The organism is Anaerolineales bacterium, assembly GCA_003105035.1.
GTDB lineage: Bacteria > Chloroflexota > Anaerolineae > Anaerolineales > UBA4823 > FEB-25.
In genome coordinates this window covers 13668-35072 of the sequence record PQAL01000025.1, presented here as the reverse complement: position 1 = coordinate 35072, position 21405 = coordinate 13668, and the positions used below count along the sequence as shown (strand labels likewise).

Genomic DNA, 21405 nt, shown 5'->3' with positions numbered 1-21405 from the left:
CCCTCAAGTTAAGATACGGTAGCCTGCTGCGCGCCAAAGGACGCTATCGAGCTGGACAGCTACTGCCCCTGCCTTTTGCATGGCAATTACATGCTCCTGAGCGTAGATGCCACCCCGACCAATGGTTGGGATACCCAGCTGAGCCAGGCGGCTGACCGCTTTCAATGCGGCGGGAAAAACTGCTGGTCCGAACAGCCTGCCTTGTACCAGCTCACCACCTGGGGTTGGGAGCAAGCCGCGTGGGGCCGACAGACTGACCATGGCAGCCCCAGCCTGAATGGCAAGCAAGGCAAGCTCCATGGAACGCTCCGGTGGCAGTTGAGCGATCACCGGCAGTTCACCGCTGGCGGCTTGGAGGCAAGCTGAAACCATGCCGGAATCAGCTTCGTAAGGGAAGCCCACCTCCAGCCCGCTGACACCCTCCATATTTTCGAGGCGGCGTGTCATTGTTGATAGCTCTTCCGGGCTCCCGCCCAGCAGGTGCACGATCACCAGTACAGGGGCATGCTGCCAATGCCGGGCATGCTGGCGCTGCACATGCGTCAGGCCAGGGTTGGGATACCCCGTATGCAGCAGGAAACCGCCTGGGTAATCAATGAAACGCATGCCATGCGCGGGGGTGCGAGGCAGCAAGCTGATGGGGTTGGTAATGAACGCGCCAAACCGGGACCAATCCAACGACCCGTGCAGATCGGGGGTAAATCCTAATGAGCCCGCAGCATTCATGACGGGTAAAAGGAAGCTCAGATCATGCTTGGCCATAAGCTCCTTACGGAAAATCCATGCAACTTATGCGCAGATGGGTGGATATCACTGCTGCACCTCACCACCTGAGGGCGTTAAGATCAAATACAGGTCCATCTTCACAGGCCAGCTTCCAGCCACGCCGGCCGGGGACGGCACATGCCCCGCATTGGGCCAGCCCCGCACAGGGAAACGGAGCTGCAATCAATACCTGCGCGGGGCAAGCCAGCGAACGCCCGTGAGCAAGCCCAAGTACATCTCGTAGCCCAGCCAGGCATTCCAGGGGCAGGTCGATCACCATGAAATCCGGCCAACTCAATTCATCTTTAATCGAAGCCAGGGGATGGACTTCCAGAGAGGCAGGTAACATGGGCACAGGCAGGTCGGTAAATAAAGCCACACTGGTGGGCTTCTGAGTTGTATGCTGGATCAGCGGTATCAGGCGAGCGATGGTCTCTGTCATGCCCACCAGCCCCAGACGGAGAATGTTATGTGGCAGGTTGAATCCATACCCCAGCGGACCAACCAAATCCAGGTCTGTTCCAGGAGCCCATTGAATCGGAAACAGCGGCACTGCCCAAAAACCATGCTCGGCTCTTTCCAGCTGAAATAACGGCGTTCTCAAAACTGCATTTGGGTCATGCGCATCTATTCCCAGGGTATACTGCCCCGGAGAGGGAACAAGCACAGGTGGACAGGAAATATAAGCTTCCAACTTGCCACCCATCCCGATACGGATCTCCCTCACCCGGCCTGTCGCATGCCCCATGATGCTGATGGTATCACACTTCACATTTTTCAGGCCAGAACTCAGATTATCACAGGTATTAAGCTTGCAACATCATTAAAATCAAGGGTGAGCCGGTGATTGCCGGTAAACAAGCTCCCGTAGAAATACGGGTATAATCTATCAGGATTTCGAAAGGAAACCTGCTCAGGAGGCTCCATATGAATGTTGCAAGTATTGTCAAGTTTTTCGCCGCGGGCGCCTGGATGGCTTTTATTGCCCTCATAGCCATTGTGATATTGCGTGCCTCGCGCAATAAAAACGTCAAAGGTACGGTCACCATCACATTGATTGTCCTTGCCGGCGCGGTGGTTTTGACCACAGTGGCAGCCGGCCTGGTTTTCGTCCAGCCGGAGGATCGTGGGGTGGTTATCTCAGCCATCGCGCCCGGTGGATATAGGCCACAGCCCTTACAACCCGGGCTGCGCTGGATCATCCCCTTCTTCGAGAGTGTGGTCACCTACCCAATCTCACGCCAGACGTACACCATGTCGATCGCCCCCAGTGAAGGCTCCATCCAGGGGGATGATTCGATCACCGCCCGAACTGCGGATGGGCAGGAGATCTTCGTGGACGCATCGGTACTTTATTCGATCGACCCAGCCCAGGTAGTCCAACTGCACATCAATTGGCAAGACCGCTACACCGATGGATTAGTGCGACCCTTATCGCGTGGGGTGATCCGAGATGTAGTCTCGCAGTACCGGGTGGAGGAAGTAGTCACCAGCAAGCGCGTAGAAATGACCAACAAGATGAACCAGGCGATGACAGAAAAACTCTCAGAAAACGGCTTACTCCTGGTGGATTTCATCCTGCGCAACATCACCTTCTCGCCTGAATACGCCGCCTCGGTGGAGCAGAAGCAGATCGCTGAGCAGCTAGCCCAACAGGCTGCTTTTGTGGTCCAGCAGAGGAAGCAGGAGGCTGAGCAAGCCCGCCAGGTGGCGCAAGGTCAGGCAGATGCCGTGGTGATCAATGCCCAAGGGGCTGCTGATGCACGCCTGGTGCAGGCAGAGGCAGAGGCGAAAGCTTTACAGATGATCGCTAACGCCCTCAAGAATAATGACAACCTGTTGCTATATCAATATATCAACGAGCTTGCCCCAGGCATCCAGGTAATGCTTGTCCCCAACGACAATCCCTACCTGTTGACCCTGCCAACCCTGCCCACCGCAACCCCAACACCTACTCCCTAAGAGACACCGTAAGGGAGGGATGATCTAAAGAATTGAAGAATATGTCCAGTAAACCAGAAAACGCACCCTCCGGACGGCAAATCCGCCTGACAACGCTCTCCAGCTGCGCTGGTTGAGCATCAAAGCTGAATGCGGAAACGCTGGCGCAGGTGCTGCGCCCCCTGCAGGGGATTTTCAACCCCAATGATTACCCCAACCTGCTGGTCGGGTTAGGGGAGCCTGACGACGCGGCCGTCTGGCAGCTGGATGACGAACGCGCCCTGGTGATGACGACGGATTTCTTCACCCCGGTAGTGGATGATGCCTATGATTACGGGGCGATTGCTGCCGCCAATGCCCTGTCAGACGTGTATGCCATGGGTGGCAAACCCTTCCTGGCGCTTAATATCGCCGCCCTGCCACCTGACCTGCCCACCGAGGTGATCAGTGATATCCTGCGCGGTGGGGCGGATATTGCCCGCCAGGCAGGCGTGGTGATCGCCGGGGGCCACACCGTCCAAGACAAGGAGCCGAAATACGGCCTGGTTGTTATCGGCTTCACCAACCCGCGCCACATGCTTACCAAGAAGGGCTTAAAAGTCGGAGATAGCCTGGTACTGTCCAAGCCCCTCGGATTCGGCACCACCACCACTGCCCTCAAGCGTGAGCAAGCCGACCCAGCCGACATAGCCGAAGCGGTAGGCTGGATGAAAAAACTGAACAAGGCAGCCGCTGAGCTGGCGCAGGAATTTAATCTGCAGGCGGGCACCGACATCACGGGATTTAGCTTGCTCGGGCATGCCTATGAGATGGCAGAAGCTTCCGGAGTGGGTATACGCTTGGAATATCGGAAGATCCCTTTCATCAGCGGTGCCCGTAAGTACGCTGAGCAATACATTTTCCCCGGTGGTACGTATGACAACCGCCTGTATTTTGGATCCAGCGTGCATTTCGACCTGAGCCTGGACGAGGCCGACCAGCTTTCGCTATTTGACTCGCAGACCAGCGGCGGCCTGCTGCTAGCCGTTGCACAAGATAAGCTTGACCAGCTGCTCAGCAGGGCAACGCAAATCGAGCAACCCATATGGGTGATCGGTGAAGTCACACAAGGTAAAGGGATTGCAGTTAATCCTTAAATTCATCTTCGATCAAACACACAGAGCCCAACCTTGACTTTGGTCTCTGTGTGTTTTTTATCAAGAAGGTAGCTTATGCCCATTGATTCCGAATTGAAATTCAACTCTCGCCGCTCGGCAGTCTATAGCACGGGCGGCATGGTAGCGACCTCCCAACCACTGGCCGTAGCTGCTGGATTGGAGATCCTGAGGCGGGGAGGCAATGCGGCCGATGCGGCTGTAGCAGTAGCGGCCGCCTTGAATGTCACCGAACCAACTTCCACTGGCCTGGGTGGCGACTGTTTCGCCCTGTACTATACAGCCGCTTACGGTCAAGTCAGTGCTTTAAATGGCTCAGGGCGGTCGCCTGCCAGCTTAAGCATCGACCGCCTGGCAAAGGAAGGACTTGACGAGCGTCTACCTCAGTTTCACCCGTACACAATCACGGTCCCAGGGGCATGTGCTGGCTGGTGTGACTTATTGGAGCACCACGGGCGGTTACCACGCCAGACGGTGCTATCGCCAGCCATACGTCTGGCAGAGCAGGGTTTCCCGGTCGCACCCATCACAGCTCATCATTGGAACTCGGCTGCTCCACGCCTTCGAAATGCTCCTGGCGGGCTAGAGCTGACCATCGATGGGCGCGCTCCGCGGGAAGGTGAAATTTTTCGTAACCCTGGCCTGGCCCGTACCCTGCAGGCGATTGCTGAAGGGGGCAAGGCTGCCTATTACCAGAGTGAGATTGCTGAGGCCATTGCCCATGTGGTCCAGCAGGCAGGGGGCTGCCTGAGTGTGGAAGACCTGGCGGCCCATAGCTCCACCTGGGATAGCCCCATCAGCACTACCTACCACGGCCTGCGGGTGTGGGAGTGCCCTCCCAACGGGCAAGGCCTAGCCGCGCTGCTGGCCCTCAACCTGCTGGAAGGTTATGACCTCGCCTCCCTGCTGCCTCTATCAGCTCAAAGGCTGCACCTGATGATCGAAGCCATGCGCCTGGCTTTTGCCGACACGCGCTGGTACGTGGCTGACCCAGCATTCAACCCTGCTCCGCTGGAGTGGCTGCTCTCCAAGGAGTATGCCGCCGAGCGGCGCAAGCTGATCAATCCTGACCGGGCTGAGATTGATCAGCAACACGGGACACCCACCTCCAATTCCGATACCGTCTACCTCAGCGTGGTGGATGGTGAAGGCAATGCCTGTTCTTTCATTAACAGCAATTATATGGGCTTCGGTACTGGAATTGTTCCATCTGGCTGGGGTTTCAGCCTGCAAAACCGAGGCCTGGGATTCGCACTCGACCCATCTCATCCAAATGCCCTGATGCCAGGAAAACGGCCCTATCACACCATCATCCCGGGAATGATCACCGTCGATAGTATTAATCAGTCGGGACCGCGCAATACGCTTTATAGTAGTTTTGGTGTGATGGGCGGATATATGCAACCACAGGGTCATGCACAGGTTGTGGTGGGGTTATGGGATGATAAATTAGATCCTCAAGCAGCACTTGACAGACCACGCTTCTGTATTGATGATGGCACCCCTGGAAGCAAAGTGGCATTGGAAGAAGGTATCTCTCTCGAGATGGCAGAAAGTTTAAATCAGCTTGGGCACTCAGTGTACACGGTGAATGGACCAGCACGCGCGCTGTTTGGCCGTGGACAGGTCATCCGACATAATGCTGAAACCGGGGTGTTATGCGGCGGCTCCGACCCACGCGCCGATGGCTGTGCCATGAGTATATAAACTCGCAAAATCATGGTGATGTTTTTCCAATATTCCCCCTTACTTTGGATCGAAACTCTTTAGGTTGCGCTCTGGTCACCTAGGATAAATCGAGCGGGGTGCCTTGCGCTACCACATCAGCGGGAGCTCCCAGGGTGATTTCCACCTTGTCTTCCATGGTGATCTGTCCACGCAGGAAAGCCCCCTCCTCCGTTGAAAAGGTCACTGTGACCACGTTCCCCCACACCTTCCCGGTGGAGCGAATCTCCAGGCGCTCAGCGGTGATATCTCCTTTGACTGCCCCTGCCACGATAACAGTGTTGGCACGCAGGTTTTGACACGTCACCCGTCCGGTCTCACCCACCACCAGCAAGCCGCGGATGGCTATTTCGCCCTCGAAGGTCCCCTCAATCCGCACGCCACCGCTCCCACCCAGGTTGCCGGTCCAGGTGATGCCCGAGCTCAACACAGACGTGATACGGTCCAGCACAGCTGTAGATAGTGCCGGGGCAGGGACAGTTGGGTTGGGGTCGGTTTTCTTGCGGAACATCATCGCACCTCAGGTGCCGCTCACTCGCACTCAGGCGGTTCAGGGACACCGATAATATTGTACCCCGAATCCACGTACAGGACTTCGCCAGTGATCTTGGAGGCCATGTTCGAGCACAGGAACACGGCGACTTCCCCGATATCTTCAATTGTGACATGCTGCTGCAACGGAGCCAGCTCGGTGAAGTGCCGGTACATATCCTTGAAGCGTGATACACCGGCGGCGGCCAGGGTGCGGATCGGCCCGGCTGAGATAGCGTTCACACGTACGCCCATGGGACCGAAATCGTACGCCAGGTAGCGCAGCGATGATTCCAGGGCAGCCTTGGCCACACCCATGACGTTGTAGCCGGGAGCAACCTTCTCTGAGCCGTAGTAGGTGAGCGTGAGCAGCGAGCTTCCATAGGTGAAGTATGGCTGGAATGCCTGCGCCAGGGCTGTGAATGAGTAAACGCTGATATCCATAGCGGTGTGGAAACCAACCCGGCTGGTGTGGTAGTACGGCCCGCTGAGCTCCTCGCGGTTAGCAAAGCCAATAGCATGCACCAGGATGTCCACCGTCCCGAACGCCTCGGCTGCCTTGCGGGTCAGAGCCTGGATTTCATCGTCGCTCGATACATCACAGGGCTCCACGAAAGTGCAGTCAATGGTCTTGGCCAGGGTTCGCACGCGCTTCTCCAGAACCTCGCCGGCATAACTGAGACCAATCCGGGCACCCTGGGCATGGAAAGCCTGGGTGATGCCCCAGGCAATCGAGCGCTCGTTGGCAACGCCAAAGATCAATGCATTTTTGCCATCTAGTATTCCCATATACTATCCCCTTCTCTGTCAAACGTTAAGCAGCGTGTTGTAGATCTCATCATCGAGGCAAGCAGAGTTCAGGATTGCCTGCCGGGCAAGTTGAACCTGGGCCAGGTGCTCGGTGATATATTCACGAGCCAGATGGGCCTTTCGCTCGGAAACGCCCGCATCGCGCAGCATCAGCCAGGCATTGACCAGCAAAACCGCCATATCTGCTAAATCGGAGGCGTAATAATCGATCACCTGGCGTTCCTTATCCTTGAGGAAGTCTGTCGTAGTTTTGAATAGATTGGTTTCTACGCACAGCTGTTCCTTGAGGTCAACTTGCTCAGCCCCAACATCCAGGCCAGCCCACTCATCCAGCAACCCATCGAGGGCATGCCCGAGCAGCTTGCCCGTGGCAGCCACGATCTGTAGCTGGCTGGTGCCTTCATATACATTAGTCACACGAATATCGCGATAGTGACGCTCGACGTTGAACTCGCGCATATAGCCCACCCCACCATGCACCTGCATGGCTTTATTACACACCCGGTTACCCATCTCCGAACAGTAATACTTGGTCAGGGGGGTGAGCGTCTCAGCCAGGCTGGTGGCCTGTTTGAGCTTCTGCCGCAGGGCTGGGTCGGGAGCTGGGCTGGCTTCCGAGAGCTGTTCGTATACCTTGATCAGGTCCACCCAGCGGGCGGTTTCGGTGCTCAAGGCACGCGCCGCTTCAATCTCTCCGCGCATGGAGGTGAGCATGCGCCTGACGGGTGGCAGCTCACAGATGGGCATATTGAACTGATGGCGCTGCCTGGCATAGGTGTAAGCTTCACGGTAGGCTGCTTCAGCGATGCCCACCGCCTGAGCGCCCACGGCCAGCCTGGCGCCGTTCATCAGCGCCATGGCATAACGCATCAAACCATAGCGGCGTTTTCCCAGCAGCTCAGCCGGGGTATGCTGGTATTGCACCTCACAGGTTGGGGAGGCATGGATGCCCAGCTTGTTCTCGATGCGCCGGATGCGCACCGTCTCGTCGCGCTCGACGACAAACAGGCTCAGCCCACGCGCATCGCTCGAACCGGGTTCGCTGCGCGCCAACACCAGCTGGATATCTGCACAGCCGTTGGTGGCAAATCGCTTGACCCCATCGATATACCATTTACCAGAGGCTTCATCTAAAGTAGCTTTGGTCTGAATTGAACCCAGGTCAGAACCGGCATCTGGCTCGGTCAGGATCATTGCCCCTGAAGCCCCATCCTGGCTGAAGCGCGGCAACAGGCGGGCCTTCAGCTCAGGCGTGCCATACTCGTTGATGGCAGCCGAGATCTCCTGCAGCCCAAAGACGGTCATCAGGGCGGCATCCGCGCGTGAGACGATCTCCACCATCATCTGGAAGATTGACTCGGGCAGATTCAAGCCGCCGTACTCCCAGGGCAACATGGCACCCATTAAATCTGCCTGTTTGAGAGCCAGCAAGCCTTCCTGCATGGCTGCCGTATAGGTAACCTGGCCATCCTCATAATGGGCTCCCTCCAGGTCCGACTCAGCTGCTCGGGGCTCGATCACCCTGGCACAGATCTCGCCCAGTACCTCCAGCAACAGGCGGTAGTTATCCTTGGCATCGGCATAGTGGCGGGGGGCGGCCGGGTACTCTCCAGCATAGGTATAGCCCCTCTCTTTAATCTGTAATACGTCCTGCAGGCAAAGCTGCTCCAGGCGGAACTGCAGGTCTGCATTATCGAGGAAAAAATTATCGCTCATGGCAACTCCACCTTTAACGAGCTTTTTCGCGCAGTGATTTGATCAGCAGGGGAAGCACCTCTGCCACATCGCCCACGATCTTGTAGTGAGCTATCTGGAAGATGGGTGCATTGGGATCGCTGTTTATGGCAATGATCTTGCCGGATTGGTCCATGCCAGCCCGGTGCTGGATGGCCCCCGAGATGCCGGCTGCGATATACAGGCGTGGCCGCACCGTGCTGCCCGTCTGACCAATCTGGTGCTCGCGGGAGATATAGCCTGCGTCCACTGCGGCGCGGGAAGCACCCACCTCGCCACCCAACACGTTGGCTAATTCGCGCACCAGCTCAAACTCCTCCGGGCTGTCCACGCCAGCCCCAGCTGCCACGATCACCGGTGCATCCTTCAGCCTGACGGTGGGCTGGCGAGTCTCGCGGCTTAATACCCTCAAGGCAAAATCGCCTGGCTCAAAAGACACCTCTACCTTTTCAACCCTGCCCCTGCGAGATGAGTCGGGGGTATTTTTATGCATCACCCCTTCACGGACGGTGGCCATTTGCGGGCGTGTTTTCGGGTTGACGATCGTGGCAATGACATTGCCCCCAAAAGCCGGGCGCACCTGGTAGAGCAAGTCCTTGTAGATGGTGTTTTCCTTCTTTGAAGTGTAATTACCGATCTGTAGGTCAGTGCAGTCGGCTGTCAGGCCGACTTTCAGAGCACTGGCGATGCGCGGAGCCAGGTCACGGCCGACGGGGGTTGCCCCAATGAGGAAAATGTATGGCTGCCATTGGCGAGCCAGCCCGGTGATTGCCCGGCTGTAGGGCAGGGTGCGGTAGACCCCCAATTCGGGGTGGTCCACCAGCAGCACCTGGTCTGCCCCATATTGAATGACCTGCCGGGGCAAGTCAGGGATGTGGCTGCTGCATACGACTGCCCACACCTCACCGCCCAGCTTTCCGGCAATCTCACGAGCTTTACCCAACAACTCCAGGCTGACCTCGGCGATATGGCCTTCATCCTGTTCAATAAATACCCAAACGTTGTGTTCAGCTGCCATATCTCACCTCACCCCACCATGTATTCCTGGACCAGCTCAGCGATCAGGCCCTGGATCCCCTCCGCAGTCGGCAAGACATCCTTGCTGTCGGTGGCTTCCAGGACAACATAGTTGACCTTATAGACCTGAGTGGGTGAGCCAGCCAAACCAAGCTGAGCTTCGTCAACCTGCAGGTCGGCGGCTGTCCAGACTTCAATATTGAGCTTACGCTGTGCCAGATAATCAGCCAGGGCTTGCTCATCGGCGAACTCGCCCCATTTCTTGAGCAGCTTGGTGTATTCACCCGGAACCGCGGCGAGCTTGTATGTGATGCGTTTGCGCGCCGAAGCCGGGCGTGGACGGTTGGCGGTGGTAACCACGGTGAGCAGGCAGGGTAGCTGGCAGCTCACCAGCTCGGTGCCCAGGTCGAATGCCCGGCGGACGATGATCTCATCGCCCTGCAGGTCCAGCACGGCTTCGGCGTAGGTGATCTGTGGTACACCCAGCTTTTCAGCCACCTGGGGGCCTACCTGGGCGGTATCGCCATCGATAGCCTGCCGGCCACAAAATACCAGGTCATAACTGCCAAGCTTTTCAACGGCGCACTTCAGGGTGTAGGAGGTAGCCTGGGTATCTGCGCCGGCAAATTTTCGGTCGGAGAGCAGCACCACCCGGTCGGCACCCCGGAAGAGGGCTTCACGCAGGATATCCGCGGCCTGCATAGGCCCCATGGTCAGGACGGTGACACTGCCGCCATGCTGCTCCCGCAGGCTGAGAGCCATTTCCAGGGCGTTCAGGTCTTCAGGATTGAAAATGGCTGGCAAGGCGCTGCGGTTCATGGTGCCTTCAGCGGTCATCACTTCGCCAGTCACGTTATGCGTGTCTGGCACCTGCTTGACCAGCACCACGCTATGATAGATTCGATTTTGAGGCATTCATGGCTCCTTTGGCTTGGATACACCAGTAAAAAACAAAATTATTCTAAGGCTGATAATGAGCCTGGAAGCGCCAGGGGATGCTCTTCCAGGGCTCCGGTACACTATATAAACCCACGCGCGGGCCAATCGTCACGCTCGCATCGGGGAAGGTTTCAGCATATTCAACAAAAATTTCCGCCTTAGGGGCACACAGGTCCTGATCGTTCTGCGGCCGGCCAATCGCCAGGGCCAGGCAGAGCTTGCCGGGGCCGTCTGTCCAATGCTCAGGCGGTCGCCCTGCCCGGCGAGCAGAAATTCGCTCCAGACCCACGGTGGGCACGATGCCGCGGATGAGCACAGCCGCCGGAAAACCTTCACGCTCTGCCACAAAATTAAGCATCCAGTAGTGGCCATAGGTGAAGTAGACATAAGTCCGCCCCGGCGGACCATACAGGACGCGGGTACGGGGAGTTAGACCCACATGAGCGTGGCAGCCCAGGTCTTCCTCGCCCCGGTAAGCTTCCGTCTCAACGATGATACCGGCAGTCCTTTCGCCATTCTCCAGGCGTACCAGGCGAGTGCCGAGAAGCTCGCGTGCCACCTGCAAGGTAGGGCGGTTAAAAAAATGGCAGTCCAGGCGCTCAGCAGAGGTCATCCGGCAATTTAACCACAAAGCTCCAAGACTGCAAAGCGCTGAACAATCCAGGCATATAAGACAGGCAGACTAAAATACCCGGATACTACTGGTTCAGCTGGTAATTGGGTGCTTCCCTTGTGATGATCACATCATGCGGATGGCTCTCGATGAGGCCGGCATTGGTGATGCGCACCAGCTTGACCTTCGTGCGCAACTCCTCCAGCGTGGTTGCGCCGGCATACCCCATCCCTGAACGCAAGCCGCCCACCAGCTGGTAAATATAATCGTGGACGTTGCCCTTATACGGCACCCGCCCTTCAATACCTTCCGGCACCAGCTTGCCGCTGCCACCCAGGGCACTGCTGTAACGATCCTTGCCATAGCCCTGCATGGCCGCCAGGCTGCCCATACCCCGGTATTCTTTGAAGCGGCGACCTTCGAACAGTACCACCTCACCGGGTGATTCATCCAAGCCGGCCAGCAAGCTGCCCAGCATAACCAGGTCAGCGCCGGCCACAACTGCCTTGACTATATCTCCACTGTACTTGATGCCCCCATCGGCAATGAGCGGTATGCCTGATTTCTTCGCAGCCTGGGCACACTCATAAATAGCCGAAACCTGAGGCATTCCTGCGCCTGAGATGACGCGCGTGGTACAGATTGAGCCGGCCCCCACGCCAACCTTGATGGCGTTTGCCCCGGCTTTGACCAGGGCTTCCACTCCGTCAGCGGTGACCACGTTCCCGGCGACGACCGGCAGGTCGGGCCAGTTGTGATGGATGCGCTGGATGGCCCGGATGACCCCGGCCGAGTGCCCATGGGCGGTATCGACCACCAACACGTCCACCTCTTCTTTCACCAGCTGCTGCACCCGCTCCTCCAGGTCAGCTCCCACCCCCACCGCAGCCCCAACCAGCAGCCTGCCCTGAGAGTCTTTGGCGGCATACGGAAAATCACGTGCCTTTTGAATATCCTTGACCGTGATCAATCCCTTGACAATACCTGCCTCATTGACCAGGGGCAGCTTTTCGATTTTATGTTTTTGCAGCAACTGCTTGGCATCCTCCAGGCTGATCCCCACCGGAGCAGTCACCAATGGCTGAGGCGTCATGAACTGCGCCACAGGCAGGCCATAATCCTTCTCTTCAATGAAGCGCACATCCCGGTTGGTCAGGATGCCCAGCAGCGTTCCGCCTTCGTCTACGATCGGTACCCCACTGATGTGGTAGGTGGACATGATCTCCTCGGCCTGGCCCAGGGTGGCGGTGGGATGCAGCATGATGGGCTCCACAATCATCCCCGACTGCGAGCGTTTGACCTTATCCACCTCTGCTGCCTGTTCCTGGGATGATTGGTTGCGATGGATAATGCCAATGCCTCCCTCACGAGCCAGGGCAATCGCCAAGCGCGCCTCGGTCACCGTGTCCATGGCGGCGGAGACGATGGGGATATTCAAGCGTATCCCGGGGGTAAGCTGACCACTAACATCCGTCTGGTCGGGCAACACTTCGGCGTAGCCGGGGACGATCAGCACGTCATCAAAGGTTAGGGCTTCAAATTTATTGAATAATTCTTCATTCATGCGAAAAACTCCTTGGTATTGGGACGGGTAAGCACGCTGTGGTCATATTATATAATCTGTGGCTAATTAATTGGGCGATTTAATCATATCCACCATGGGATGGCTAGACAACTTTGCCTGGATAAAGCAACAGGCCACAACCGGCCTGACAATGCCCCTCACTTGCGGTTTACCTTCGCTATGGTATAATGCAAACCTGCGCGGGCGGATAGCTCAGTTGGTTAGAGCATCGCGTTGACATCGCGAAGGCCGTAGGTTCGAGTCCTATTCCGCCCACAGGAAGGCCATTATAATAACGAGCGGGAAGATCATATCCGCTCGTTATTCATTTAAGGAGACGAACATGCTGCTCCACTCTGCCTCCCAACTGCTCACCATCGCCGGTCCACCCCAACGCGGAGCTGACCTCGGCAACCTGGGGATCATCCCGGATGGTGCGGTGCTTTTCCGAGATAACAAGATCTTGGCGGTCGGCACCAGCGGCGATTTACGCCAGGCTTACCCGCAGGAAGAAACGCTGAGTGCTGGAGGCCAGGTGGTAATGCCCGGCTTCGTGGACCCACACACGCACCTGCTGTGGGTGGGCGACCGTGCAGCCGAGTTTGAGATGCGGCTGCAGGGAAAGAGCTACCTGGAGATCCTGGCGGCAGGTGGCGGCATCCTGTCCACTGTGCGCATCACCCGGGAGGCATCGCTTGAGACCTTGCTTGAGCAGACCCGCCCACGCATCCGTGAGATGCTCGCTCATGGCACCACGACTGCCGAAGCCAAGACCGGTTACGGCTTGCAGACAGAGACTGAGTTACGAATGCTGCAAGCCCTGTTACTCCTGGACGCTGAAGGGCCACTCGAGCTTGCGCCTACCTTCCTGGGCGCGCACGCCATCCCCCCTGAATATAAGGATAACGAAGACAGCTACACATCCTACTTATGCTCCGAGATGCTCCCCGCCGTGCAGCACTGGTGGCAGGCACACCTGCCGATCCGCCCCCTACCCTTTGTGGACGTCTTCTGCGAAACGGGCGCATTCAGCCTGGCGCAATCGAGGCGAATTCTCGAGACTGCCAGGTTTTTAGGATTTCCGCTCAAGATCCACGCGGATGAGTTCGACAACCTGGGAGGTGCCAGCCTGGCGGCCGAATTAGGCGCCGTCTCAGCTGACCACCTGGTTAAAACTTCGCCCGCAGACATTAACGCCCTGGCCCAAACGAACACGGTAGCAGTAGCCCTGCCCTGCACGCCCTTCGGGCTGGCCGAGCGGGAATACACCCCCGCCAGAGCGATCCTGGAAGCAGGCGGGCTGCTGGCCCTGGCAACTGACCTCAACCCCGGCACGGCCTGGGGTGGCGACATGCAGTTCACCATTGCCCTGGCCTGCCGCTACCTGCGCCTGACCCCAGCCCAGGCAATAGTTGCCGCTACGCTCAATGCTGCAGCCGCCATCGGCCGGGCGAACATGATTGGCTCCATCGAGCCAGGCAAACAGGCTGACCTGATCATCCTGAACGTCAGCGATTACCGCCAGCTGGGTTACCGCTTCGCCACCAACCTGGTAAAGGCAGTGATCAAACGAGGCGCACCCGTCGATTTCACCAGCCAGACCTAAGGGGAGGAACCTATGCCTGCTACACCCATCAAACTCAGCCCATCCGAGCTAACCTTCCTGTGGGATGAATGCCCACGCTGCTTTTACCTCAAACACATCCACGGCATCAACCGGCCTGCCGCCCCTTTCCCGGCCGTCTTCGGTGCCATCGACCGCTTGATGAAAGCTCACTTCGCCGGCCACCCAGCGGCGGAGATCGATCCATCCATGCCAGCCGGGATCATCAGCGTGTCGGAGAAATGGGTCGAGTCTAAACCCATCAGCCTGCCTGGCCACAGCTTGAGTGTATTCCTGAGGGGGAAGACGGATGCCATGCTTAGCTTTGAGGATGGCTCTTATGGTGTCGTCGATTTTAAGACCTCCGAACCGAAAGCGTCACAAATTCCCTTCTACAGCCGGCAGCTGCACGCTTACGCTTATGCGCTAGAGCACCCCGCCCCCGAGAAACTGTGGCTGAGCCCAATCTCCCGGTTGGGGCTGCTCATCGAAGCACCCCATGCGACGTTTAATGAAACCTCGGAAGAGATTAATTTCCATTTCACCTCCACCTGGCTGGAGATCCCCTACCGTGAGGCTGGTTTCTTGAGTTTTATCGACCAGGTCGTCACACTGCTCGAGCTGCCTGAGCCTCCGCCACCCAACGAGAAGTGTGCCTACTGCCAATACCGCCAGCACGCCCGTCAGCACGGGATGTGACCACAGATTACACGAATTACATAAATTTCGCAGATTGGTCAATATTCGCGTTTAGCGTCCAACCATGATTAGGAAAGAAAGTAGAAAACTTAATTTGTTTCTTTGAGTGAAGATATCGTAAGTAAATAAAACACGAAGGAAGTTTGCAATTTCCTTCGTGGTCACCTGCACGCCTTGCGTGCGGTCCTTTGAGTCCGTTGTGGTTAATCTTTATCGATTTATGGCAGGAAGTTCCAGGGGTTGACCTTGCCGTAGCTCTCGTTGAGCATCTCAAAGTGCAGGTGCGGACCGGATGAATTGCCCGTGCTACCAAAGGCCCCGATCACGTCACCCTGGTAAACGCTCTGGCCGCAGCCCACGTTCAGTGAGCTGAGGTGGGCATACAGGGTCTGCCACCCGCCGTCATGGTCAATGACGATCACATTGCCGTAACCCCAGTTATTCCAACCAGCATACACCACCACGCCATTGTCGGCAGCATAGATTGCGTCACCCAACCCACCACCAATATCGATGCCAAAGTGGTTGGTGGAAGGAGAGTAATCATATCCCGAAAGGCTATGGTTGTTGGCCGGCCAGATGAATGCACCCGTGCCAACCGCCCCATCCACGATCGTGCCACATGAGCCCGGCCCAAGGATCTTGGCCACACCTGGGTTGCTGCGCGAGATGCGCGGGGCGCTCCAGGTGACGAAGTCGCGCGTACCTCCAGGCACAAAGAGCATGGTGCCCGCCTCGATGTTCGGGTTAGAGTAATCACCGAGCGTCGCCGGGTCAAGATGGTTGTCAGGCCAGCTGATGATCACATCAGGGGTGACATTATAGCCGTGCGCCACACCGTTCAAGCCCTCACCGGCTGACCAGCGATGGTAGGTACCATTAGTGGGCATGATATTCAATACCGTGCCCTCATAGATCAGCTCAGGGTTATCCGCCAGGGTGTATAGGTTGCCCCACAGGATGGTCTCTGGTTTTAGCCCGAACATATCGGCAATTTTAAAGATATTATCTTCCTTCTGAACGGTGTAGGTGATAATCTCAGTGCGGGGACGGGATGGGATGGTGGTATGCAGCATGGCCAGGCGGTAAATCCCGCGTTCAAACCCTGCCCACTCTTTGGTGTAGGATGGCAGAACAGCCGGCACGGCTGTGGGTGTTGGAGTAGGTGCTTCAGCTGCCTGGGCGGCCAGCTGCGGTTGCATGCTGTCCGTTGTTTGAAAATGCAGGTAAAAAATGCGCATCCCCACCACTGCCAACAGAATCATCGCAATGGTTAAAAAGGCTGTTCCCAGGCGATAAACTGTATCACCCAGGCCAGCATGCGACAATCTACCCCCAATAAAGTTTAACCAGCTTTCTTTGGATTCTCTATTCCCTGAGGAGGTCGCTTTCGACTTCCCCTCACCCTCGGCGGCTGGAAATTCGTCGAGATATGGATCTTTTGGCATTTTTATATTCCGAGGTTGCCTCCGGTGATTTTACCGGAAGCTACGGTTCAAAGGAATGTACCTCTATAGGTCTGCATGATAACATCGCAATAACTATGCGTCAAGTTGCACAGATTAGGCCAGCCTGAGTCTTTATGGCTGGTTGATCTGGCGCACTGCGGTTTCAGCGGCGGTTTGCGGATCGGTTTGAGCTTTCAAAATATCCACCACTGCCTGTTCCAGGGCTGGGCCAATACTCGCAAGCAGATCCACCGGGGGAAGCAGCTGGGCAGACGAAGAGATCGTGTCCATCACCTGGCGTAGCTCCACGTCCGGCCAGCTTTGCAAAGCATCCTTCCGGGGAGGCAGATAGCCAGCTGCAGAGGTCAAGGCGCCCATGAATTTCTCGTCCACCAGATACTCCGATAATTTGGCTGCCAGGACCTGTTTATCGGCGTTTTGGCCTGCCAGTGCCCAGCACCAACCAGAGGCGAGGCTAAAGCGGCTACCATCCAAGGTGGGCAATGGAGCTACGGCCAAATCACCTTCCCCTGCTTGCAGATGCTTCAGGTAAGATGAAGCCCAGGTTGCCACAGCGGGATAAGGGGTACTCAAGAAGGATTCCCAGACCTGCTCATCGGTGGAAAATTGGGTCAACCAGTATGGCATAACCCCAGCCTGAGTGAGGCGTTGGTAATTATCGAGCACACTGGTTAAGACGGTTTCATCCACGACGGGCCGGCCCTGATCATCCTGTAAAGTACCACCATCCGCCAGATAAGTATTGAGCGTAAAGGCGGCTTGAGGATCTGTAGCCGGAAAGAGGAATACTTCACCCAGCGCGAGGGTATCTTCCAGGCTGGCTGGTGAGGTTTCGCGCATGGAAGGATGGTAAGCCAGCAATATCGTGTCACCGGCAAAGGGGATGCAATACGTGCCAGACTGGACGCGGGCAAGCTGGTGGGCATATTCATACCAGCTTTCGGTGTCCATCACATCTGTCATAGCATCATAGGGGCTAAGCAAGCCTTTAAGCGTGGCCGATTCGAGCAAGGGGCGTGGCAGAAGGACCAGATCGGGCAGGGTGAGCGGCGCAGCCACGTTGGCCGTTACCAGGGATTCGAGCATTCCGCCTGCTCCCTCCAGGTCTTTGACCCGCAGCTCCAGTTTTACCTCCGGGTTCTCGCTGGTAAATTGATCCAGGCGATCCTTCATTAACTTGCTTTGTTGACTGGTCCCAGCCGGGTCAAATGCGGGCGGTACCCACAGGCGCAAGGTCGTCCCAGTGGCAGGGGAAGGCTCAGTCTGGCCTGGCGAAGCAGTAGAAGGCGTGGGTGTATACACGGTCTCAAAACCCAGGTCAGGTGTGGGTGTGCTCACCCCATCCGCCTGAGTACCCTGGAGCCCACCTCTCAGGCTGATGGGCAGGGCAGTACAGCCCACCAGGGCTGCCAACGCCAGCATAGCCAGGAAGCGAATATAATGTAGCTTCATTCAGGTTAATAAAATAACTTACAGCTGCACGGGCTGGCTGAGCAACTCAACCAGCAGCCTGACAGCGTTCTCGACATCCGCGAAGTCCACCATCTCTGACGGCGAGTGCACATATCGGCAGGGGATGGACAGGCATCCGGCCGGCACACCCGCCCGAGCCAGCTGCATGGCGCGCGCATCGGTGGAACCTCCTTCCAAAATTTCCATCTGATAGGGCAAGCCCCGCTTTTCGGCGCCCTTAATCATCCAATCCACCACCCGCCGATCGGCGAGCATACCACCGTCGCGTACTTTAATGGCCGGTCCCTTGCCCAGGCTGACCTCCATACGCACTTTCGTGCGGCGAGGGGTATCGCCGGTAGCAGTCACATCGACAGCCAGGCCAAGATCAGGGTCCAGCCCATAGGCGGCGGCCGTCGCTCCACGTACGCCGACTTCCTCCTGGGTGCTAAAGACAAAGTACAGCTGGTGAGGTGTATCGCGAAGCTGGCGCAAGGTTTCAATCAGGACGGCTGCCCCAATCCGGTCATCCATCGATTTTGCCACCAAGCGCTGTCCCAGGTCGAGGAAGGGGCGGTCGAACGTCCCGACGTCACCAACGCGCACCGGCGTTTCGTCACGGCTGGAACAACCTAGATCGATATATAACTGCTCGAAGGTTGGCACCCTGGTCATATCTTCAAGGGGTTCCATGTGGATGACGCCCGCTGCGCCATTTAAAAATCTCACCCGGCCACCCACGCACGTGTAAGCCCGCACGCCGCCCAGGGTGGTGAAGCGGACAAATCCATTGGTATCCACCTGAGTGACCATGACCCCGATTTCGTCGATGTGGGCAGCCAGCATGATCTTTAGCCCACCCGCCTTGGCGGTGCCCTTCTGGGCGATCAAATTACCCAGGGCATCCACGCGCACCTCATCAGCAAATGGCTCCACTTCAGCCCGCACGACCGAACGGATGGAGGTTTCATATCCAGATGGTCCCTGGGTTTCAACAAGTTTTTGGATCAATGGTTTCATGCGCTCTCCTACATCATCATTCATAATAAGCAAAATTCTAAAACATAACCCAGCCTATCCGCAGGCTCAGCACTAGGCTTCGCACTAGGCTTAGCACTAGGCTTAGCGCTCACTGGCCAGAATGGCGGGGGTCAGAACGGACAATAACGTAAATACCAAATCGAAGGTGTGCTGCCAATCTGACAGGCGCGCCAGGGCAGCGGTGCTGTGGTGGTTACGGCCAGGAACGGAGATGGCGAGGCTGGGAATCCCCAGGCGCTGCTTGTGGACCACGGCGGCATCCGTTGAGCCACCGCCTGGCTGGCGTATCTGGTAAGGGATACCATGGGTTTCAGCAATTTCTGTCACGTAACGGATCAACCGCGGATCGTACAGCGTGGCGGAATCAGCCACGTATATTGCTGGCCCAGCCCCCAGCCTGGTGTTATAACGGTCGTTTTCGTCAAGCTCCCAGGCGGGCAGGTCGAATGCCGGGGTGGATTCCAGGATGAACGCCAGCTGGGGGTTGAGAGCATAAGCAGACACGCGTGCACCATAATGGGAAGTCTCTTCCTGCACGGTGAAAGCGGCCAGCAGGTCAATGTTGGGCGGGGCGTGTTTGACAAGCGCGATCAGCGACGCTACCCCCAGGCGGTCATCCAGGGCTTTCCCACGCAAGCTAGGACCAAGCCGGGTGAACCTGGTGGCAAAGGTTGCACGATCGCCCACTTTCTCCTTGCCCACCTCGGTCCCCACATCGATGTGCAGCTCCTGTGCATCAACCGGCTTTTGCGGATCACTATCATGCATGAGATGCACTGGGGTAATGCCGATCACGCCAGGGATATGCTCCCTGCCGATCCAAACCGCCTTACCAGCCATGTCAGAGGCAGAGATGCCCCCCACCACCTCAAAGCGGTAGATGCCATCCCCCATGCTGTGGGTAAGCATGAAACCCACTTCATCCATGTGAGCAGCCAGCATCACGCGCAGGCGACCCTCCCCAGAACCGTATTTGGTGGCAAGCACGTTTCCCAAGGCGTCGACCTTGACCTCATCGGCATGAGGTTTAACTTCGCTAAGCACAATCTTACGTACCTCCCCCTCATCGCCCGATACTGCACAGGCATTCGACAGGCGTTCCAGGAGAGTAATTTGCTCATCCCCAATCCGGGGAGAATACGTGTCGCGCGTTATGTCGGCCATAATTAATCTTCCCAGGTCAGTTTTTGCATGAACTCTTCATCTAATTGAGCAACAAACTCCGCTGCCAGTCGCCCAGCACGGCTGATATCCTTTAATGCCACCATCTCGACCGGTGTGTGCATATAGCGCAATGGGATGCCGATCACCAGGTTTGGGATACCTTCCGCGGACATGACCATGGCGTCCGCATCGGTGCCCGTATAGCGGGAGGTCGGCTCGGTAGCAACTGGAATCTCTAAGTGTTGAGCAAGCTCTTTCATGGTTTTATGCAGGTAAGGATGCACGACCGGCCCCCAGCCAAGGGTAGGTCCCTTCCCCAATGGAAAGGTCAGGTGGCTGGGGCTGCCAGGCTCACTACCAAAGGTCACATCGATGGTCATGCACAGGCTGGGGTGCAACTGAAATGCTGATGTAATCGCTCCTCCATAGGAGATTTCCTCCAGCACAGTAGCCACTGCCCATACATCCCAGACGTGGGGCCTGGCGCGCAGCAGCTCGAGGCAATGGGTTAATGCCGCCACCGAAGCCCGATTGTCAAGGGTATGGCCCGTCAATGTCTCACCGCCAGTTTCGAATGGCTCCTGGGCAAATGAAACCGTGTCTCCCACCCGCACCAGGCTGCTAACTTCGTCGGGGAGCAAACCTACATCGACCAGCAGGTATTCCATGGGTATCACCCCGGGCTTGATCGAAGATGGCATAAGCCGGGCAGGGGTAGCCATAATTAAGCCGGGCAAGTCCTGGCGTCCATGCACGGTCACCATCTGCCCGGGCAACATCCGCGCATCGATCCCCCCGATGGAGGTGACCCGTAGGAAGCCATCGACGATGGCATTCACCATCAGGCCGATCGCATCCATATGGGTGGCTACAATGATACTCGGGCGGGGTGCGGCGCCGGTGCCATTCTGCAAGCCATGCAGGCTTCCCAGCTTGCTGACGGTCAGCTGGTCGGTTAGCGGAGCCCAGGCTTTTTCGATAAGTGGGCGTACGCCGCCTTCATTTCCACTGATGCCTGGTGCAGAGATTAATTCGGTTAACAAGGAGAGTAATTCTGTCATATTGCAGCCTGTAATCTGGTTTGAATGGCAAGGTAATCGTTGATGAGGGATTTAGTTGTTGGATGAAGGCCCAGGAGTGGTTGAAGGGAATTTTAAGGGATTGGTGGAGTCTGTACTGCTAGT

19 protein-coding genes and 1 tRNA gene are annotated in these 21405 nt (G+C 57.1%); 6 read left to right on the top strand and 14 right to left on the bottom strand.

Features of this window, described 5'->3' with window-relative positions; all coding sequences use genetic code 11:
* Positions 1–3 precede the first annotated feature (3 nt).
* Positions 4–762, bottom strand: coding sequence for a hypothetical protein (locus tag C3F13_10965; GenBank protein ID PWB52821.1), 759 nt, complete (start codon positions 760–762; stop codon positions 4–6).
* A gap of 61 nt (positions 763–823) precedes the next feature.
* The gene (locus tag C3F13_10960; protein ID PWB52820.1) at positions 824–1471 is read right to left on the bottom strand and encodes a hypothetical protein; all 648 of its coding nucleotides are present in this window, start codon (positions 1469–1471) and stop codon (positions 824–826) included.
* A 221-nt stretch (positions 1472–1692) separates the two neighbouring features.
* Here C3F13_10960 and C3F13_10955 point away from each other — a divergent pair, with 221 nt between their 5' ends.
* The 3 genes from C3F13_10955 (at position 1693) to C3F13_10945 (ending at position 5567) form a co-directional block, all read left to right on the top strand.
* Positions 1693–2727 carry a hypothetical protein gene (locus C3F13_10955; protein PWB52819.1) on the top strand — a complete coding sequence of 345 codons (1035 nt, stop codon included), beginning with the start codon at positions 1693–1695 and terminating at the stop codon, positions 2725–2727.
* A 41-nt stretch (positions 2728–2768) separates the two neighbouring features.
* Positions 2769–3842 carry a selenide, water dikinase SelD gene (gene selD / locus C3F13_10950; GenBank protein ID PWB52818.1) on the top strand — a complete coding sequence of 358 codons (1074 nt, stop codon included), beginning with the start codon at positions 2769–2771 and terminating at the stop codon, positions 3840–3842.
* A gap of 75 nt (positions 3843–3917) precedes the next feature.
* Positions 3918–5567 (top strand): gamma-glutamyltransferase, encoded by a 1650-nt coding sequence (locus C3F13_10945; GenBank protein ID PWB52817.1) that lies wholly within the window; start codon positions 3918–3920, stop codon positions 5565–5567.
* Positions 5568–5646: 79 nt separating this feature from the next.
* Here the strand turns inward: C3F13_10945 and C3F13_10940 are convergent, their stop codons facing one another.
* The 7 genes from C3F13_10940 to C3F13_10910 form a co-directional block, all read right to left on the bottom strand.
* The gene (locus C3F13_10940; protein ID PWB52816.1) at positions 5647–6099 is read right to left on the bottom strand and encodes a hypothetical protein; all 453 of its coding nucleotides are present in this window, start codon (positions 6097–6099) and stop codon (positions 5647–5649) included.
* Between the two features lie 17 nt (positions 6100–6116).
* Positions 6117–6905, bottom strand: a complete 789-nt coding sequence (locus C3F13_10935) for an enoyl-[acyl-carrier-protein] reductase FabI (GenBank protein ID PWB52815.1) — start codon at positions 6903–6905, stop codon at positions 6117–6119.
* 18 nt (positions 6906–6923) lie between these two features.
* Positions 6924–8642 (bottom strand): acyl-CoA dehydrogenase, encoded by a 1719-nt coding sequence (locus C3F13_10930; protein PWB52814.1) that lies wholly within the window; start codon positions 8640–8642, stop codon positions 6924–6926.
* Positions 8643–8655: 13 nt separating this feature from the next.
* The gene (locus C3F13_10925) at positions 8656–9678 is read right to left on the bottom strand and encodes an electron transfer flavoprotein subunit alpha (GenBank protein ID PWB52813.1); all 1023 of its coding nucleotides are present in this window, start codon (positions 9676–9678) and stop codon (positions 8656–8658) included.
* Between the two features lie 8 nt (positions 9679–9686).
* On the bottom strand, positions 9687–10592 hold the full coding sequence (locus C3F13_10920) for an electron transfer flavoprotein subunit beta (GenBank protein ID PWB52812.1): 906 nt from the start codon (positions 10590–10592) through the stop codon (positions 9687–9689).
* Between the two features lie 46 nt (positions 10593–10638).
* Positions 10639–11229, bottom strand: coding sequence for a 3-methyladenine DNA glycosylase (locus tag C3F13_10915; GenBank protein PWB52811.1), 591 nt, complete (start codon positions 11227–11229; stop codon positions 10639–10641).
* An 85-nt stretch (positions 11230–11314) separates the two neighbouring features.
* Positions 11315–12793, bottom strand: coding sequence for an IMP dehydrogenase (locus tag C3F13_10910; GenBank protein PWB52810.1), 1479 nt, complete (start codon positions 12791–12793; stop codon positions 11315–11317).
* 202 nt (positions 12794–12995) lie between these two features.
* Between C3F13_10910 and C3F13_10905 the strand changes: the two genes are divergently transcribed.
* The 3 genes from C3F13_10905 (at position 12996) to C3F13_10895 (ending at position 15095) form a co-directional block, all read left to right on the top strand.
* Positions 12996–13069, top strand: a tRNA-Val gene (locus C3F13_10905).
* 67 nt (positions 13070–13136) lie between these two features.
* Positions 13137–14399 carry an imidazolonepropionase gene (locus tag C3F13_10900; GenBank protein ID PWB52809.1) on the top strand — a complete coding sequence of 421 codons (1263 nt, stop codon included), beginning with the start codon at positions 13137–13139 and terminating at the stop codon, positions 14397–14399.
* A 12-nt stretch (positions 14400–14411) separates the two neighbouring features.
* The gene (locus C3F13_10895; GenBank protein PWB52808.1) at positions 14412–15095 is read left to right on the top strand and encodes a hypothetical protein; all 684 of its coding nucleotides are present in this window, start codon (positions 14412–14414) and stop codon (positions 15093–15095) included.
* Positions 15096–15313: 218 nt separating this feature from the next.
* On the opposite strand, the gene C3F13_10890 is transcribed toward C3F13_10895, so the two are convergent.
* From C3F13_10890 to C3F13_10870, 5 genes are all read right to left on the bottom strand, one after another.
* On the bottom strand, positions 15314–16543 hold the full coding sequence (locus tag C3F13_10890) for a hypothetical protein (protein ID PWB52807.1): 1230 nt from the start codon (positions 16541–16543) through the stop codon (positions 15314–15316).
* 132 nt (positions 16544–16675) lie between these two features.
* Positions 16676–18016, bottom strand: coding sequence for a hypothetical protein (locus C3F13_10885; GenBank protein ID PWB52806.1), 1341 nt, complete (start codon positions 18014–18016; stop codon positions 16676–16678).
* Positions 18017–18034: 18 nt separating this feature from the next.
* Complete coding sequence (locus tag C3F13_10880) at positions 18035–19036, bottom strand: aminopeptidase (protein ID PWB52805.1); 1002 nt, start codon at positions 19034–19036, stop codon at positions 18035–18037.
* A 102-nt stretch (positions 19037–19138) separates the two neighbouring features.
* On the bottom strand, positions 19139–20221 hold the full coding sequence (locus C3F13_10875; GenBank protein ID PWB52804.1) for a hypothetical protein: 1083 nt from the start codon (positions 20219–20221) through the stop codon (positions 19139–19141).
* Positions 20222–20223: 2 nt separating this feature from the next.
* On the bottom strand, positions 20224–21282 hold the full coding sequence (locus C3F13_10870) for an aminopeptidase (GenBank protein ID PWB52803.1): 1059 nt from the start codon (positions 21280–21282) through the stop codon (positions 20224–20226).
* Positions 21283–21405 lie beyond the last annotated feature (123 nt).